This window comes from Aliivibrio sp. S2TY2 (assembly GCF_028765525.1).
Taxonomy (GTDB): domain Bacteria; phylum Pseudomonadota; class Gammaproteobacteria; order Enterobacterales; family Vibrionaceae; genus Aliivibrio; species Aliivibrio finisterrensis_A.
The window spans coordinates 29640-46981 of the sequence record NZ_JARACS010000013.1; the positions used below are offsets into that span (position 1 = coordinate 29640).

At 36.7% G+C, this 17342-nt stretch carries 14 protein-coding genes; 5 read left to right on the plus strand and 9 right to left on the minus strand.

What is annotated here, in order from left to right:
• Positions 1–177 precede the first annotated feature (177 nt).
• Positions 178–375, plus strand: a complete 198-nt coding sequence (locus PVK63_RS16415) for an MbcA/ParS/Xre antitoxin family protein (RefSeq protein WP_274440761.1) — start codon at positions 178–180, stop codon at positions 373–375.
• Positions 376–466: 91 nt separating this feature from the next.
• Here PVK63_RS16415 and PVK63_RS16420 read toward each other — a convergent pair whose 3' ends face one another.
• The 4 genes from PVK63_RS16420 to PVK63_RS16435 form a co-directional block, all read right to left on the minus strand.
• Positions 467–973, minus strand: a complete 507-nt coding sequence (locus PVK63_RS16420) for a hypothetical protein (protein ID WP_274440762.1) — start codon at positions 971–973, stop codon at positions 467–469.
• Between the two features lie 318 nt (positions 974–1291).
• Positions 1292–2236 carry a hypothetical protein gene (locus tag PVK63_RS16425; protein WP_274440763.1) on the minus strand — a complete coding sequence of 315 codons (945 nt, stop codon included), beginning with the start codon at positions 2234–2236 and terminating at the stop codon, positions 1292–1294.
• A gap of 109 nt (positions 2237–2345) precedes the next feature.
• Positions 2346–3833 carry a hypothetical protein gene (locus PVK63_RS16430; protein WP_274440764.1) on the minus strand — a complete coding sequence of 496 codons (1488 nt, stop codon included), beginning with the start codon at positions 3831–3833 and terminating at the stop codon, positions 2346–2348.
• Between the two features lie 168 nt (positions 3834–4001).
• Positions 4002–5096 carry a tyrosine-type recombinase/integrase gene (locus PVK63_RS16435; protein ID WP_274440765.1) on the minus strand — a complete coding sequence of 365 codons (1095 nt, stop codon included), beginning with the start codon at positions 5094–5096 and terminating at the stop codon, positions 4002–4004.
• Positions 5097–5754: 658 nt separating this feature from the next.
• Here PVK63_RS16435 and PVK63_RS16440 point away from each other — a divergent pair.
• Both PVK63_RS16440 and PVK63_RS16445 read left to right on the plus strand, forming a co-directional pair.
• A complete protein-coding gene (locus tag PVK63_RS16440) occupies positions 5755–7398 on the plus strand; it encodes a hypothetical protein (RefSeq protein ID WP_274440766.1) in 1644 nt (547 codons plus the stop codon).
• A 358-nt stretch (positions 7399–7756) separates the two neighbouring features.
• Positions 7757–8023 (plus strand): hypothetical protein, encoded by a 267-nt coding sequence (locus tag PVK63_RS16445; protein ID WP_274440767.1) that lies wholly within the window; start codon positions 7757–7759, stop codon positions 8021–8023.
• 182 nt (positions 8024–8205) lie between these two features.
• Here PVK63_RS16445 and PVK63_RS16450 read toward each other — a convergent pair whose 3' ends face one another.
• The 3 genes from PVK63_RS16450 to PVK63_RS16460 all read right to left on the minus strand — a co-directional run bounded on the left by PVK63_RS16450 (position 8206) and on the right by PVK63_RS16460 (position 12078).
• Positions 8206–9963 (minus strand): putative Ig domain-containing protein, encoded by a 1758-nt coding sequence (locus PVK63_RS16450; protein WP_274440768.1) that lies wholly within the window; start codon positions 9961–9963, stop codon positions 8206–8208.
• A 781-nt stretch (positions 9964–10744) separates the two neighbouring features.
• Complete coding sequence (locus tag PVK63_RS16455) at positions 10745–10906, minus strand: hypothetical protein (protein ID WP_274440769.1); 162 nt, start codon at positions 10904–10906, stop codon at positions 10745–10747.
• Between the two features lie 101 nt (positions 10907–11007).
• Positions 11008–12078 (minus strand): tyrosine-type recombinase/integrase, encoded by a 1071-nt coding sequence (locus PVK63_RS16460; protein ID WP_274440770.1) that lies wholly within the window; start codon positions 12076–12078, stop codon positions 11008–11010.
• A gap of 711 nt (positions 12079–12789) precedes the next feature.
• Between PVK63_RS16460 and PVK63_RS16465 the strand changes: the two genes are divergently transcribed.
• Complete coding sequence (locus PVK63_RS16465; protein WP_274440771.1) at positions 12790–13302, plus strand: hypothetical protein; 513 nt, start codon at positions 12790–12792, stop codon at positions 13300–13302.
• A 289-nt stretch (positions 13303–13591) separates the two neighbouring features.
• Positions 13592–14623 carry a hypothetical protein gene (locus PVK63_RS16470; RefSeq protein ID WP_274440772.1) on the plus strand — a complete coding sequence of 344 codons (1032 nt, stop codon included), beginning with the start codon at positions 13592–13594 and terminating at the stop codon, positions 14621–14623.
• A 318-nt stretch (positions 14624–14941) separates the two neighbouring features.
• Here PVK63_RS16470 and PVK63_RS16480 read toward each other — a convergent pair whose 3' ends face one another.
• Positions 14942–15508: a response regulator transcription factor gene (locus tag PVK63_RS16480; protein WP_151656254.1), complete on the minus strand. Its 567-nt coding sequence runs from the start codon at positions 15506–15508 to the stop codon at positions 14942–14944.
• Positions 15505–17130: an ATP-binding protein gene (locus tag PVK63_RS16485; protein ID WP_274440773.1), complete on the minus strand. Its 1626-nt coding sequence runs from the start codon at positions 17128–17130 to the stop codon at positions 15505–15507. The genes PVK63_RS16480 and PVK63_RS16485 overlap by 4 nt, the downstream gene beginning before the upstream one ends.
• Positions 17131–17342 lie beyond the last annotated feature (212 nt).

A 17342-nucleotide genomic window follows, 5' to 3' on the forward strand; every position in this document is an offset into this window, starting at 1 on the left:
TGGTGAGTAGTTGTTTCGCATGGCCTAAATTAGCCTGTAGTGAAACCTCTGATTTGTTTTATATTGGACTCTCAGTTCGGAAATTATCTAATTGTATTTTAAACACTGTGTTTCTTATATTCAGAATCAAAGTTTGATAATTTTCTTGTTGGCACTTAACTAATTTAAGAACAAAAAATGAAAGATGAATTAGATAACGAAATAAAGTCGCGGCTAATGGTTCTTTTTAATGATGAAGCATTATGTGAAGAGTGGCTAAAGAGCTGTAAAATACCACTGGGTGGCTTAAGTCCCTTAAAGGTTCTTAAAATCGCTGGTGGAAAAGAAAAAATTCTAGATATGCTCGATAGGATCGAAACTGGGGACTTTTCATAGCTTCGTTTGCTATATACTATATAGCGGTGTAGAAAAAACATACGAAGTTACTAAAATTAAGCTAACGTTTATTAGCCTAACAAACGTTAGCTTAACCATATTCAATGAATCCATGTTGTTTTTCAGCAAACTTCAAAAGTGCGAGCAACATTCGAAATCGGCAATTCATTAATGCTTGCTCTGATTGATAACAACGCTTAGTCACATGTTCAATGCTATCGAGAAATTCCTTCTTATCATCATAATCACTGTAATATGAGAAAGCGTATTCTTTCCATGTGATCGCTTTTATCTTATCCAGATTTTTATTAATGACAGATAATAACTCTTGGCATTCATTGTTAGTAATCACACCTTCAGAGTCCAAAAAATGATGTTCAAAGCCTTCTATATTTATCTCATTGCTTAAGAAATCTAGATAATTTTTCAAGTTAGAGTAAGAGCGAAATGACAATGAAAGAGATTCGTTGCTCTCGTTTATGGAATAGATTCTATCGACTTCTACACTTAGCTTTTCAGCGTCGAGTTTGCTAGAACAGCAATATTCTGAATTGAGATTATTACTTTGAAATGTAAAAGCTGAAATCGAAATACCCATAATAAGTTCCATAAAAATGAAAGTATAACAGCCTAGTTTTCATTGAGGGAAAATAGATAAAAATAAATTATCGATTTTATAGCGTAATGTAGTTATATACACATTTCGGGCGTAATACAGATTTCAAAAGAGAGTTACGCCGTTTTTGTGTATACACATTTCGGGCGCAATACAGATTTCAAAAGAGAGTTACGCCGTTTTTGTATATATACATTTCGAGCATAATACTGATTTCAAAAGAAAGTTATACAGTAATCTTACAATTTCCATAAATGAATATTTAGCTAAAATCCAACCTGAATTATTAAGCCACTACAGTTAATCTTGAGTAATAGGCTGCTTTGGTATTATGCGTTGATGCTTCTTTAACTGTCTTATCTTTTCTGACAGAACTGCTTCTAACTTTTTCGACTCAGCTACTTCTACTACAGCGCTTTCAAGCTTGGCTTGTAATTTGGCTTCTGCTTGAATTATTCCCTCATATTTGGTTGATAAAATAGTAAGCTGTTGGCTAACATGGTCTAAATCAACTACTAACCTAGACTCTGTTTCACGTTGTTTTTCTATCTTAGATTGGCAATTATTCAATTGAATTTCCAATACTGTATTTTGCTTAGTAAGTGTTGATGCCTGTTCATTTAATCGATCGGTATTTATCCTGCAACTATCAAGGTCACTAAGTAGATATTTATTCTCACTCAACACTGATTTCATAGTTTCAAGTTGTTTAATGCTGTGTAGCTCTGCTGTAGATAGCTGTTCTTCTAATGCGATATTATCCTGTTCTAATTGTTCATTTAATTCGACTTGAACCTTCACGCGATCTTCCGTTATGAGAAGGTTCTCCTCGGCTGCAACAAGTTTTTTGATGGCTTCCTCGGCAATTGTTTTTGACTCAAGAAGTCGAGCGCGTGTTAGGTGCTCGTAATGAGTATCAGTTGATGCATTGAGTTCAGTGACGAGAGCAAAAAGTAATGATGATAATTGACCTTCAATTAGTTTAAGTGACTCCTGAACCTCGATGGGGAGTGGCAATACTTTTGGATCCTCCTGCACTGTTGGTTGTATTTCAATACTAGACTTGTCTGGTAGATTTATATGCCCTTGTTCAATCAATTGTTTTAGATCTTTATATAACGTATCACACCGTCCATGCCCTATTATTTCCCTGAGTTGCCATCCTGAAATTTCTGTTCCTTTTTCAATTAACTGATTCGCTGCGTTGATAATATCATTTTGAGTATAGGATTTTGGTCTAGCCATTTTTTCACCATGATTGTTTTTATAGTTATTGGAGTTTGTTTGTTAGTAATGTTTGTTAGTAACAAACATTACTAACAAACAAATAGGAGGCTTAATGCGTCATAGATAGCTATCGCTCTTTACTATCGAGTCGTGGGCGTTCTTCTTTGTTAGAAGGTGATAATTTATTTATTAATTCTTGAGCCTTGACTTTCAAAGGGGCGGGTAATTCCCAGAGAGTATTCATTGCCTCGTCAAGAAAGCGTATTGCTTTATGCTGATAACCAAGATCTTTTGTATGTAACGCCATAAAAAAATGGGTACAGAACATCGTTAGTTTATTCATTAACTCATCATTAAATGTACGTAACGTTATTAGAAGCGTTTGTTTCTCAGCACGTAATTCCTGTACTTGCTCTAATAAAATGGAGTTTTTCTGCTGAGTTTCACTTTGCTCTTCTTTTAGCATCAGCAATTCTCCAACCATGATATTGAGCTGAGTGTTTTTTTCATCAAGTCGACTCTCTGTATTAGTTACTTGATAATTTAGTTCTAATAATTGTTCTTTTTTCTTTTTAATCATTAGATTATGGAAATTGAACTCCCTCTCTGATTTCGGTAGTTTGGCTTCCTGATTCATTTTTTGACGCTGTTTAGATCTACGTTCTGATTCTGGAGCAAGTTCTGCGATTAAACCTTTCTGTTTAAAAAGGTGTTGGTTAGCGTACTCAAACACCATTTTCTGAAACATCTCTCCAAAGAATTTGCGTTGCTCTACAGACAGGTCTGCGTCAACAGGAAGAGCCTTATCTTTCAACCCAACTTTTTCTATGTATTGATTAACTACGATCTTCTGGCTTCTCAATAGGTCAGATTCACCAGTAATCTTATTCTTAGCTGATAAGAAGTAATGGGTATGCGCTCCAGTGTTCTCCTGGGCATGACGCTCGTCATCATGTCCGATCACCATTTTGATCGGATAGTCAGGAAAGTGATGAGTTAAAAACGTAACGGTAAAGTCCACATACTCATGCAATGGTATAAGATCATTGCCCACTTTCCATTGGTGAGGGATCTTAAAGATGCCTTCTTGGATAAATGTGCAATTAAGGTTGGGGCGACTTTGCATTTGGTTATGCGCATCAAGATAAGTCTCCAGCATTTTGATACGCTGATTTTTCCGCGACATTTCCATCGTTTTGAATAGGTCGATTTTGCTATAGGAGATATGCCCTAATGAGTCGAGGACCTCTTCTAGAAACTTCGCTGCTGTACCGTTACCATTTTTATATTCAGCCGTGATCGCCGTTTTTATTTTCTTACGGTACTGGCGCTGACGGGTTTGTAACTTTGTATGATCTCGGATTAATGGAGCGGGTGCAGTCGTAAAAAGTAGCCTCTTTTTATGTTCATCGCTAAGTGAGTTTAATTGTAAAGTTTCACCATTTAGCCATACTAAGTTTGAGTCTGATAAATCTTCATTCCACTCAAACTGCTTGGCCACATTTGCCTCTGTTACTATGCGTAGAGAATGCATCAGTGATCGCTCACAACGAGAACGGTCTTTCTGATTTGATGTGAAATTGTATCGGCGATGAAAGAAGCGGATCGATTTCATGCTAGCTCCCGTGAGGAGCTAGTAGGGAGTTAAGAGGCACTCCTCTTGCCCGCAGCTTGCGTGCATCTTTTGCGAAGCAAAAGTGTGACGCAAGCGCAGCGGGTTGCGTTGTCGTCACATTTACCAAATGCGCGCCTCTTGAATTGTTCTCAAGCGAAAAGACACCCATTACGCATCCTCCAACATCGCTTGGATTAACTGCATTAAATGCGGCTTTTTTGTAAGTTGACTTACTAGCAATGCAGAAGATGAGTCAGGTGCAGCAGGGAAGGATACAGTGCGCTTGACCACAGGCATTCCAAATGCATCTTGTAGATGCAGAGAAGCAAGCAATGCACAATCTGGAGCATCTTCACGCAGCCATTTGCCATAATGGATATCGACCATGTTTGTGCCAGTATGTCCCATCTGGTTTGATATCCACTCTTTGCTAATGCCTGCTGTTAAACACTGTGAAGCGAACGTGTGACGAAGCTGACCAGAACCTCTGTGTGCGATAGCAGCAGTTTCTAAAAAGGGATTAAAAAAAGTTTTACCAAATTGCTTGGCATTGAGAAAGGGCTGACGTGTTTTACTGTTGATAAAAATAAACGCGATAGATTCTTTCTGATACGTTTTATTGTCTCGCTGTAAAACATCAATAGTTTTTCGACGACGTTTACTTGTAAGTAACAACTGCTTTTTCAGAATATCGACAGCGAGTGGATTAAGCTCAACAGCACGTACAGAGCCTGATGTTTTTGGTACTTTATAACTGTTCAATACACGAGCACGTCGTACATAAATAACACTGCGTTGCCAATCTACATCATCCCAAGAAGTAGCAATCAACTCGCCAATTCGTAAACCCGTAAGTAAGTTGAATAAGGTGGCATTCTTACCCTGTTCACATACGTTACTGCACTCATACATGAGTGCTATTTCTGCCTTAGTGAATGGATTTGGTTCATTGTGTGAATTCTTTAGGTTTTCGATGCCAGTCATTGGATTACGAACAATGACTCCATCAAGCATCGCTCGAACAAAAATGGCGCGAAGAATCGTTAAATGACCATTGATAGTTTTATTTGAAAAACGTTTGTGCCATTTCATAATGAGTTGACGAAGGTCGCTATGTAGCACTGAATCGATCATTCGTTTACCGAGAGATTTTCTTATATTGTTTGTTTTGCTTGCTTCTGATCTTAGCGTTGATGGAGATACGCTAAAACGCCTTTCTGCGAGGTAAGAATCTAGATAGTCGTTGATTGTTTTTATTTTCATAATTTACTCATTTAGCAGCCCAAATGCTGCGTCTTGAATGGAAATTACGATGAAGAAAACGTTACGTCAAATCCCTAAGTTGATGAAATTAAAATATAAATAATGACTCGTGATCATGGGTTATGTATAACAAGAACAAAAAGAGATGAAATTTCCCCTAATTTATCAATCGAGTTCAATTTAGAGTTTTTGACTCATTGGTGGGTAATCTGAACGGAAAAAAGAATTTTTAAGAGTTTTACGTTTTGTGATCTTGGTCACGCTTGCGTGCAGTGAAAACTGCCGTTAAATCAGAAAAATGATGCAAAGCCAAAACTTTACAGATAGTGTGCGGAATTAGTTAAGTGGGTGGTTATGCTAACTATATGACGTATTAACGATGACTTGGAATGAAACAGAGCGAAGCAATCAAAAGATTACATGAGTGGGATATAAAGGGACGGTATGTCTAGCATTTCGAATAGGCTGAACTTGTTTAAATCTAGTTTACTAACGACTATTAACTGGGTGGCGACTCCAGTGGTTTAAAGTCTGTAAGATTAATTTTAACGGAGTCTTTGCTGATGGATACTTGTGAAAACACTTTATTTTATTCAAGTATCTGATTAAAAACATTATAGTATCCTCCTTAGTAACCATTCTTTTTGTGAGGACAGTGATGCCCGCTGATTTAGTAAAAGAGCAAATACAGAAATTCTTAGCCACAGATAAGCCAGAAGTTCTTGCCATTAAAGGTGGTTGGGGGGTTGGTAAGACTTTCAGTTGGGAGCAGTATGTGAAAGAGTTTAAAGGATATTGTGCTTTGAAGCACTACTCCTATGTATCTTTGTTTGGTGCCAAATCTCTTGATGATATCAAAAAGGCTACGTTTCTGAATACTATTGATACTCATAACATCGGTCAGCCATTAAATATTAAGTCTCGTTCTAAATCTTGGACTGAGTCACTGCAAGGTATCAAAATTAAAGGCGTTAGTGTTGGAGATATGCTTGGCGCTGTTTCACAATTGGCTATGGATAAGACGATTATTTGTTTTGATGACCTAGAGCGGCATAGTAAAGGTATAACTATCAAAGACTTCATGGGGCTTGTTTCGTACTACAAAGAGCAGAAAAGCTGCAAGGTTGTTTTGTTGCTAAACGAAGAGGTGGGAGATGAAACTTTTAATGATTATCAAAAATACAAAGAGAAAGTAGTTGATAAGCAACTTCATTTTGAGCCAACAGCAGAAGAAAGCTTTGACACTATGTACAGTAAAGACGATGACATCAAGGATTACGTTCGTCATTGCTGTGTCTCACTGAATATTAAAAACAAACGAATCATCACTAAGATAGAAGGACATATCCAAGACTCTTTAGGACAACTTGTTAATGCAGGTTTTTACCTAAGCATACAACAACAGATTATTCGTTCAGTTGTACTATTAAGTTTTAGCTATTACGGTTCTGGGTCAGAACATAAATATATCCCTAGCTTTAAATACTTGACCTATAACAAAAGTGCTTTTGCTCATGATTATGATGAAGAACTAAAAAAAGAAGCCGATGAGAACAATTGGGACACCTTTTTAACACAATACGGCTCAGGGTGGCTTGATGAGTTAGATTTGGCACTAGCTTCAGGCATTAAACAAGGTTTCTTTGATCGAGAAAAGTTATCAACTTTGTGCTCTTCTAAGCAGAGTGCGATTAACATACAAAACAAGAGTAAAAAGCTAGATGAAGCTTGGGATGTTTTTCATGGTTCATTTGAAGCGGATGAAGTTGATGTTATCAGAGCTATGGAGGCTGGTCTCAAAGATGTTGTAGGGAGTGCTTCGCCTTCTCAGTTTAGTTCAGGTTTGTCTGTGCTACGTGAAATTGGGGGAAATGGCGTAACTAAGGCTGATGAGTTAATTGCATTGTTTATTGATACAAGAAAGAAAGACTACGAGGTTTTTGATCTTGATAGCTTTGAGGCTAACCCATTTGGCGTTCGTGATAAAGAGTTTGCTCGAAGTTTAAGAGAAGCGCATAGAATTCATGCGCCAGTCATTACCATTGAAAGTATCTTGGAAAAAAGAAAAGGAACTAACTCATACAATGTAGGAGAACCCGAGATACTAGATCGAATGAGCAAAGACGAGATTAAAGCGATGTTTTTGAGCTTTAAGGGAAAAGAACTGTATGAAAATATCAAGGTATTCATTTTATTGTCAGGGAGTAACGCCTCACTGAAGGAGAAAGTTGATACTGCTTTAGATGAAATTGCAGCAATGAGTCCTCTAAATAAGTCTCGAATGGGTAAATTTCGACGTTAATCTAATATCTAAATAGCCATAATTGCTAGGAAAGGGGGTTATGCTTATATAGTAACTTAAAGGGTGTATATTATGTATTAAGGCAGAGAAATCTGCCTTTTTATTGCACAACTTAAATTGTAGGTTTATAGTGAATAATATATACCATATATAAGTAAAGCATAATTTGCCATCAGTAAAAGTTAGAGTTGCAATTGTAGAGGACAATACGGACATCAAAAGCCAACGGCCTATCTTGCTAACTGAACAGGGAGAGTAAAGTACGGTCACAGACTACTTACTCAAGCTAGAAGCCGACGGTGTGAGTAATTCCGTCATGAATGGATTTCTTCAAGTTGTGTCCTTGTTGCTGGATTATATGGAAGCAAATAGAGGGTTATTTGACGATCTGAAGTTGATCTTCCAGACCTTTTCTAAGCGGTTGTACACTGGAATGATTGGTGAAGATGGACTTGACCCATCAGGGGTGTATTGGGTGCCAAGTTCAACAAGTAACGTGAATAAGCATATTCACCGACTTACGGCAATTACAAGAGCAGAAAGCGAAATTCATATCGTTGGAAGTAGTGATGGCATGAGGCAAATCACCGAAGAGCCTAGCCACTCTGATATGCGGAATAGCTAGCTTAAAGAACTGTTGAGTTAACAGTTTCCAACTCGTTTCGCTGAAAAACATTCCTCAACAAACGGCCTGACGGCGGTTTGTTGAGGAATAGTGCGAAGATTGCTAGTCTCCTTACGACAAAAACGCTTGGTGCTTATACAGCCTGTTTCCCTTAGTAATTACACTAATACATCTGAAATGTATTACATAAACTTACTGATGATTGTCCCTACATATTGTAAGTATTCATTACTTACATACTCCAAATGCGTACCTGTATAGCAAGTTTTCCATTCATCCGATAATGCGGATTTACACGCATAACCTGATATGGCACGATCATTGAAGTTAACTAGCATATTATCAATGATCTCTTGTGTGTAAGTAGTGGTAGCTACTGTTTCAATCAAAGATGGATGGTTAACGTATGGTCGAACATAACCAGACTCAAACTCATTAACTTGTACATCACTAACAGTAAGGCTTGTTACCACCTCACCTAGCTCATAGTCACCGCTTAATGAACCATTTGATAACCCGCCAACACGTAGAGACTGCTTATCAATGTTGAACTCAAAGAAACGCATTCCAGAACCTTGAATAAACTTGATTACTGGCGAACCATCAACAATAGTAGGTTCAATGTGGTCATGGTTAAATAGTGCCTCTACCTTTTGAAGTGGTTCATTTACCAGTTCAGCGAATTCAATAGGTGATACTACATCATTAACTATAACCTTAGCAGGGATAGCGTCAGTTAGTTTACCGTCGGAAACCACGATATTAAACTCATACTCTCCAGCATCGGTATAAGTTGGGTTAAGTAACACAATCCCTGAATCAACATTAAAACTGATCCAAGGCAGGTCACTATCAACCGATAGAGTTATTTCATCACCATCCAAATCACCAACAGTGATATACAGTAATTGTGATGTATTTTCATTTATTACTACATCTACTTTATCAGGGTATTGTATGTAAGGTGGATTGTTTACAACGGGCACTTCATTCACGTTGACCGTAATATCCATCGAGTTAGATAACGAACCATCTGATGCGGTAACAGTGATAACATGCAAACCAACATCACTATCATTAGGGTAAAAGTTAAGTTGTCCATTAGGCATTAGATACATAAACAATGGTAATTCGTCGCTTGAGTACGTCAGGTGATCATCTTCTTTATCTTTAGCTGTAATCATCATATGAGTACGATCACCAGCAGTAAGGACAATAGGAGAAACAGAGTCAAATACAGGTGCAGTATTAACAGGTGGAGTAATTTCACCATCGCCTTGATATAGGTCATGCGCTCTTTGTTGTACGATTTCCATCGCAGCTCGATAAGAGTCACTATTTAAGTTGATAGTCTGAACATCAAATTGGGTCGAACCATCTTTACCGTTAATAACAGTTTGCACTTCAAGTAAAATAGTTTCTTCTTTTAATATTTCATGAAGTGTTATCTCTTGTTCAAACTCGTACACACTAAACGGCATGTAAGCGACAATGTGCTCTGGGCTGATAGTGTAACGGGCATTATCAATGATATGATTAAATACATTGCTTGGGGTAATAACTCTTACACTCAAATCAACCGAACCAATGAACTCAGGTTTCATAATACCCAAGCGAGATGTCGCAATCGCGCCATCATTAACGAATTCATTACCAATGGTAGCCATATAAAATAAACCATCGTAACTAGATAACTCTACTTCTGGTAGGATCGTCTTTGTACTAGCATTCGCTATACATTTAAATTTAGATACATCGTTACACACCGTTGATATCAATACTGGATCTGCATCGAACGCAGCCGTGATTACGCTTAGAGTTTCTTCACTTGGTATTTCTGGATTAACAGGTGGGTTAGTCGGTTTATGCTCAGATGATGAGCCACCACCGCAGCCAACGAGAATTGATGAAATTGCAAATGCTAGGGACTTCTTAAGCATTGCGGTTGCTCCTATATTGTTTTTGTTTGATAATGGAGCGATAAACACTCATTTAATTTAATATCCAAAACTACTGATTGTGGATCAATACCCTAATCCATCCCAATCTTCACTTTTAGCCGAAAAACTTAAATAATTTTGAGAAATTATCTGCCCCAGAATACTTTGAGTTTCGCTCTACCCATGCTTTCAGTAGGGGGGGGGGCCTCACTGCGTGAAACCATCACCCTATTAAGAAATCAGGGGCAAAAAAAGCGTACACACTATTATACAGTATACATTACCTATCCAAAACAAGTATTGTCAGTATAGGGTTGCCACTCACGCGCGAATAGACATGGCTTTTACTGTATACACCGCCCCCCCTTTTTATACTCTAGCATCAGAGAGAAGTAGGAAAGCTCTCATCGATTAGCCTTTGCTCGGTGTGACACTGGTTTACAATGATATTATAAAAAAACAGGTCAAAAAATGATCTAGTTTCGAAAGTGAAGTTTGGTTGAAACTCACTTTGGGACACTTCCGAGTTATGAAATACCAACTTCTGATTGTACGGTGCTAGATGCATAACAAAAGGGGCGTTTTGACCAATCTCCTTATTTACCTTCAGGCTTGTAGCTAAAAAGCTGAATACAGCGCGCAGATTTTCGCTTAGCGACAGAGTCAAGAAAACCGTGTATTAGTTTTTAAAGTCGATAAGGTTACTTGTAGTGCGTGGTAATTTCCTCATCTTAGTCAGGCATAACCATTGGCGTATATCTAAGTTTAGATGAACATGAGGTCACGGCTGGGTATCTTCAGAATTAGCAAGTGAAAAACTACCATCGTCGTTTTGAGTCCAAACAACGATGTCGCCAGCACTCCAACCTAGTTCCTCTAAATATTGTTCTGAAATTTCAAAGTAATGCTCGCCTTCATCAGTGACCTTAATTGGGACTATCATCAGTTTGACCTCATTGGTAAACAATAAATCGATAATCAGCAATATAGTTCTATTATGAAAATGTAGTCAAACAAAGTCTTTTTGCTAGCAGTATTCTTATCTTACAGCTTATGAAACCGCACATTTTCTATCGTCGATGCCAACATCTCAATTGGATATTTCTTCCCGTAGCGTCCAAATGTCATGCTTTGATGTGTATGACCAACAATTTGCGCTACCAATGATTCTTCAATCCCTTTCTGTTTCAACTCATCAATGAATGTATGTCTAAAACCATAAGCGGTTGGGCGAGCTTTGGCTGGCATTCCTATTTCTGTCTGTAAACGCCCGAACTGCTGACAATAGCGTTTTGACCAGTCTTCCCACTTACCATCAGGTTTATAGCTAAACAGCTGAATGCATCGTGTTGATTTACGATTAGTCATGTAGTCTAGAAAACCTTGATTAATAAGAGCGCTATGAATCGGTACATAACGGATACTGCTTGTGGTTTTAACACGCTGATTATCGCCATCTTCCGATACCACAAAGCATTGGATGCCATCTTTATAGCGAATGTCTGCTACTCGTAGCTGGCAGGCTTCCGCAGGTCGTAGACCATGGTAAAGCATAATCTTCGTAATCCATTTAAATTCATCAGGTTTCGCCTTATATGCAGCTGAGCTAAAGAGTTTCATCAAATCCTTATTCGACCAACGCTCACGCTCTTCATCCTGACTTTTCTTCTTCACTTGCTCTTGAACTGTAATGCCTTGAAATGGGTTTTCCGAGATGTAATTCATTTGCTTACACCATTTGAAGAACTGACGGCAGGATGCTAGGTAATCTTTATTGGTTTTGTAGCTTCGTCCTTCTTTATACAAACGATCACGAAAACGTACAGCATCGGCACTTGTTATTTTAGATACACAATCAATTGCCAAAGGATTCAGGAAATGAGCAGTACGTTGATTTAATTGCTCGATTGTAAGTGGACGCACCTTGGCATGTTGCTTAGAAACGATAAATTCTTCTAACGCATTTTCAGGAGTGATGACGATCTTTGGTTTTATAGTTGGTGGTTCAACAGTGTTCACTGCTGTCAGTGAAGATAGCGAACTTGCAGTTCGCACTTGTCGAACCATGTCACGCAATGGGAATCCCTCTCGTACATGGTTGACGAGTTCATCCACCTTTAAGCGAAAAGACGCAGCATCATTTTCCTGGAAAGCTTCGTCTATGAGCTTTTTTAGTGGGGGAACAAGGATAAAATTACGCTCCACAGCTTCATCACGTCGCTTAGTAAGTAGAGAAATTTTCAGGTCAAACGGAAAGCCATTATCTCTTAAAGATTTAGGCAAGCAGATGCGGGTATAGTAGGTCGAGTTTGGGGCGCGAAAAAGGTACATTGTCTCAGTCAATCCTATGTGATGACTTAATGCAGCCCCAAAAACAAGAAAAGCCCTTGAATAATCAAGGGCTTAATGTTTGGTGGAGGGATAGGGATTTGAATGCTACACCTATCAATCAAAAGTGCTGTAATTACAATGGGTTATCTGTTTTTATCAAAAATCAATTTAACCGTATGTCTGGTACATATTAATAGCGATAAAACAGTTAACCGTCAAGGAAATCCGATTATTTATCTGATGTTTGTGTTTTTATGGGTCAATTAAGGAAAATTCAGATTGTTTGTATTATATGTTTGGGAAACCATCGGTCAATGTTAGGTAAGTTTGTTTGTTAGTAATGTTTGTTCGGAACAAACATTACTAACAAACAAATGTTCTAATCTATGTCCCGAAACCTGCCATTTCACATATTGGTTATATCGTGCCTTAAATTTAGAGTAGAGGTATACTAATCAGATTCGTATAATTAAATTTTATGTTTAAGAGGATAAAATGGAAGATTTAAGTCTTGTTGAAAAGAATTTTTGGGTAATAAAAAAGTGGCTTGAAGCTCTGTTATCAGTGGTTGCTAATTCAAAACTGTTAACTTTCATTACCGTAACGGTTATAACAGTATCTCTTGCATTTTCATCACAGTTTGTATCTTTATATCTTGTAAATAAAGTAGTTAATAGTAACTCAGAGAATTATGCAAATGTGAGTGAACAACAAGAAAAAATACATAATCAGTATGTTTTGGATTTGATTGATGCATGTATGGCTTCACACGAACTTGATCCTACGAATACTGAGAAATATTGCTTAAAAGCAAAAGAAAATTACTTCTATACAGCTCAGTTGGATAGCAATTTAAAAGATAGTTATGAACAAGTTGTGTCTGACGAACTGTTTTTGGTTATGAAAGCCGATATTAGTTATTTAATTAATAAGCAGTCTGTGGGAGATCTTCAAAGAAGATATCCAAGAGAGGATTTTCCTGAAATTTCATTTGTATTTTCAACTTGATTCTCTATCTTTGCGTGCGTGATATCTACTCTCATAGGGTATTCGTTATATCGATTTATTAAAAGTCGTAGTTGTACAAGTGTAGAATAAACATACAAATTCTTCAGCACGATTTACTACATTCGGTATATCAGGTTGTCGAGTGTTTCTCGTTTTAAGGCGTCAAAATTAAGTATAATTGCTTGGTAAGTACTAACTGAAAAGTTATCAATACTTAAGTGATTGATATTATATGAAATGATAGGGCTTAAATTCCCGATAACTTCTTTTTAGGTACTTAGTACGTGTTATGCAGGAGTTAAAAATTGCAAAGGACAATATGAAATACAATTTTGAAAAAGATGTCCTTGATTGGAGTGTAAATACAATTACTCGTTTAGGGCATAGAGCTAAAGCAGAGAATGACCCTCTTCCATCTTTAGCTCAAGTGTTTACTATTACGAGACATTTGATTACTCCTACATCAAGAAACGTCAAAGTAGCGAAAGGTTTTGTTTGCCCAAAAGATTATATTGAAGGGTATAACCAAATTATCTCTGAGATTAAGAAAGGTAAAGATTTGTCTCCCCGTGGAAGTAGGCAACAAAATAATGTCGATGTACATGTGGATGGAATGCTTATTGACTGGGGAGTTCATCATTTACACTTAGGGACACAATTTATTGAAAAAGGTAAAAATAAAGGGTTGATAAAAGGAAATAAAGAAATTCTCTTTGTATTTTTTACTTATGATTGCGCATATATAATTGGCGTTTATGACCATCGTTCATGGGTTCGTGAAGATGTGTTATTAACGGTAAAAAATAATTGGCCTAATTTAATTGAGCCGTATCGTATAAATAGAGCTATTGACCTTTCTAGAGATGTGACTGAATCAGATAGACAGTTATTACGTAGCAACAATATTAACTCACCAGTTAAAATAAATGGGTCTATATATTTCGGACCTGGAGGTGGTATTAGCAGTGGAGGCTTAGGGATAAATGAAATTGAAAGTGCAAATATAGTTTTACGGGCTATTAATGATTTAAATAAATGGTTTAATGAGAATACACCTGAGCTTAAAAACCAATTATCGAAATATTATCATGATATTGGAAATGTTACGTTTATCTTTGAGGTTAGTAAATATATATTATCACGGACGTTTACGGTAAAAAGTAAAGATGGGATTCTCCGAGTCCACATCCCATCTACAGATAAACCAGCGTCGTTAATCCATGGCTCTATAGCAAATGTAATTGAACCAGATGAAAACAAATATGCATTTGATTCTTCAATTTTGGATCAATTGGTTTTGGAGGTTTGTCACCAATCATAAGGCGTAGTATCGCACTCCAAATATTACCTTCAGTATCACTTTTTAAAGCAGCCAAAAATGTGGATGAATGGTTACTACCATTATTTGAGTGTATCAGCCACAAATCTTGGTCAGGAATAGTTGAGGGAATTGATTGAGCTTGCAAATCTATAATGAAAAATGCCAAAAAGTAACAAAAATAAAATCCAGATAAAACATTATGTTGGAAGGGGTTCGTGCAAATATTAATGCTTAATGCTTAATGCTTAATGCTTAATGCTTAATGCTCAGTCTATGATTGTTACTTAACTGACAGATTGAATGAAGCTAGTTTAAGTATTACGAAATTAATTTTAGGTTTTTCTTAAATAAGCTTAAATCTATTTTTGATTTAATATTAGCTCTATGGTATTCGACTGTTTTAATAGCTAGATTTAATTCTATTGCAATCTCTTTAGAAGAGAACCCAAAGGCAAGCCAATCAGCTATTACACATTCTCTTTTTGTCAGTTTGTGCCTCTCTTGATAAAACTCAATTAAGGACCCACTGCGAGTTAATGCAGTATTGATGGTTTCTAGTAAAATATGGTTATCAATTGGTTTTTCTAAAAAATCGATAGCCCCTTTTTTTATAGCTTCGACCACAATATGGACTTGGCTATGACCCGTTAAAAAAATAATTGGCCAATGAGGCATTATTTCATCTAGTTTATTTTGCAGTTCTAATCCACTCATTTCTGGCATGCGTAGATCGAGTATAATACATGCAGGTTCATAAGTTACTTTAATGCTTTCTAAAAATGCCGTTGCAGAGGAAAATCCTTTGCAATTTAGGTTATTAATAAGAAATAATCGTGTCATTGCTTTTAATAATAGTGGGTCGTCATCAATAAAATATACGGTCATGATAATGTGTTAACTGTAGGTAAATATAGTTGGAATGTTGCACCTGTTTTATGGTGTGTTTTTTCTTTGTGTATTAAATTTATTTTTCCACCAAAGCCTTCTAACATTGTTCGACAAACCGATAAGCCTAATCCAAAGCCATCTTTTTTTGTGGTAAATAAGCTATCAAAAATACGGTCAGCGACAACATTGTCAATATCTTTACCATCATTAGTTATATTTATCTCTACATATCCATGACTTGTTCGTGCTGAAATTTCAACATAAGTAGCATCTGCTTGAATAGCGTTTTTAATTAAATTAATGAAGACTTGCATCATGCAAAGGCGGTCGGCTTTTATGGTCACGTTAAAGAGACTATCGATACCTTTGAATTGAACTTGATTATTCGTATATGCTTCACTCAATAAACGTAGAGCGTCATTAACGCAACTTGATAATATTATTTCCTCAATATAAAGAGCTTCCTTTGCAAGTGTACCTTTGTAAATTCGATGGTGAATTTGCACCGCTTTACTTAAAGCAAATTCGACATCTTGATTAAGTTCTAGTAGTAAGCTTCGACTAACATCCTTTCCTTTTTTTAGCAGGTCGATAGATAGCTGACTAGTGGTTAATGCGGCTTGTAGAGGTGAGGCAACTTCGTGTGCAATGGTTGAGCCTAGTTCACTTAATGATGACTTTTGCGCCAAGTTTGCCAACATCATTTCACTATTACGTAAACGCTCATTTGATATTTTTTGATTATCGTAATAAGTCCCGAGTAACAGAGCAATAAATGCAATAACTGCAAATAACGTTTGTATCTCAGTTACTGTATATATTGTTGTTTCAGTGTAGATGAAAATAAATGCAACGAATAAGTTAACAATAAATGCGGTAGTTATCCCTGATTTTAGACCATACTTGGCTGAGATTAATGTGACAGGAAGAAGAAGCAAATAGTGATACGTAGCAAGCTCAGGCTTTAAAGTTACTAAGATAAAAAGCCCTGCACTAAGTGAAATAGCAAGAAAACAATGCACTAGTATTAAAGAGTGCACGCTACGTTTTAGGAGTAGAAATTGCGTCCTTACATTCCGATTATAAGCAGTATACTCTAGCCAAAAAGCGAGGAGAGTAAACATTAATAACCCCGTGAAATCACCGATAAAAAAGGATATAAAGAGTTTATGAATATTTTGCCAGTTGATAAATCCATAATGATAAAAGAGAGCAGATGCAAGCATACTAGAAATTAATGTTGAGACTAGACACGTGATGATAAAAGGCCAAAGTGTTTTTACGTGAATAATACAGAATATTTTAGAACCTAATAACCATTTTAATACGATACCAGACAAGCCATAAGTTAAGGTTTGACGTAAAATATGTAACCAATTGAACGATGTTAACTCCCAAGGAGGAACATCAAAAAAACTAGCTAAAGTGGCACAAATATAAATAAGCGGCAATACCTTCAAACCTTGAACAAAACTAATGGCTAATATAAAGGCAGGAGCAGGAAAAAAGGTACTTAACGCAGAGGCATGTGGATCTACTAAAAATAGTAGAGAAAATTGATATAGCAAGATAAATGTAATGATATAGCGTAAGCCATAAAGAAAAGAAGTGCTATTCACTAGGATCTACTTATTTATTTTAATAAATACTGCCCGTAGGCTGATAATGCGGCGCAAACTATAACCATTTATAGTTATCGTTACAATTATTTTTTCTGAAATACCATTACGATAATGCAATTGTTTAAGATGCAATCAAGTTATTCGCAAATAGTGCTTTTCGGTTTGAATTATAATCAAACCTAGTAATTTTTACTGATCCGCACTCTGTC

What these genes read in the sequence shown, in the direction of transcription:
- PVK63_RS16415 (WP_274440761.1), top strand. Translation starts at nt 178, where the DNA reads ATGAAAGATGAATTAGATAACGAAATAAAGTCGCGGCTAATGGTTCTT.
- PVK63_RS16420 (WP_274440762.1), bottom strand. Translation starts at nt 973, where the DNA reads ATGGGTATTTCGATTTCAGCTTTTACATTTCAAAGTAATAATCTCAAT.
- PVK63_RS16425 (WP_274440763.1), bottom strand. Translation starts at nt 2,236, where the DNA reads ATGGCTAGACCAAAATCCTATACTCAAAATGATATTATCAACGCAGCG.
- PVK63_RS16430 (WP_274440764.1), bottom strand. Translation starts at nt 3,833, where the DNA reads ATGAAATCGATCCGCTTCTTTCATCGCCGATACAATTTCACATCAAAT.
- PVK63_RS16435 (WP_274440765.1), bottom strand. Translation starts at nt 5,096, where the DNA reads ATGAAAATAAAAACAATCAACGACTATCTAGATTCTTACCTCGCAGAA.
- PVK63_RS16440 (WP_274440766.1), top strand. Translation starts at nt 5,755, where the DNA reads ATGCCCGCTGATTTAGTAAAAGAGCAAATACAGAAATTCTTAGCCACA.
- PVK63_RS16445 (WP_274440767.1), top strand. Translation starts at nt 7,757, where the DNA reads ATGGAAGCAAATAGAGGGTTATTTGACGATCTGAAGTTGATCTTCCAG.
- PVK63_RS16450 (WP_274440768.1), bottom strand. Translation starts at nt 9,963, where the DNA reads ATGCTTAAGAAGTCCCTAGCATTTGCAATTTCATCAATTCTCGTTGGC.
- PVK63_RS16455 (WP_274440769.1), bottom strand. Translation starts at nt 10,906, where the DNA reads ATGATAGTCCCAATTAAGGTCACTGATGAAGGCGAGCATTACTTTGAA.
- PVK63_RS16465 (WP_274440771.1), top strand. Translation starts at nt 12,790, where the DNA reads ATGGAAGATTTAAGTCTTGTTGAAAAGAATTTTTGGGTAATAAAAAAG.
- PVK63_RS16470 (WP_274440772.1), top strand. Translation starts at nt 13,592, where the DNA reads ATGCAGGAGTTAAAAATTGCAAAGGACAATATGAAATACAATTTTGAA.
- PVK63_RS16480 (WP_151656254.1), bottom strand. Translation starts at nt 15,508, where the DNA reads ATGACCGTATATTTTATTGATGACGACCCACTATTATTAAAAGCAATG.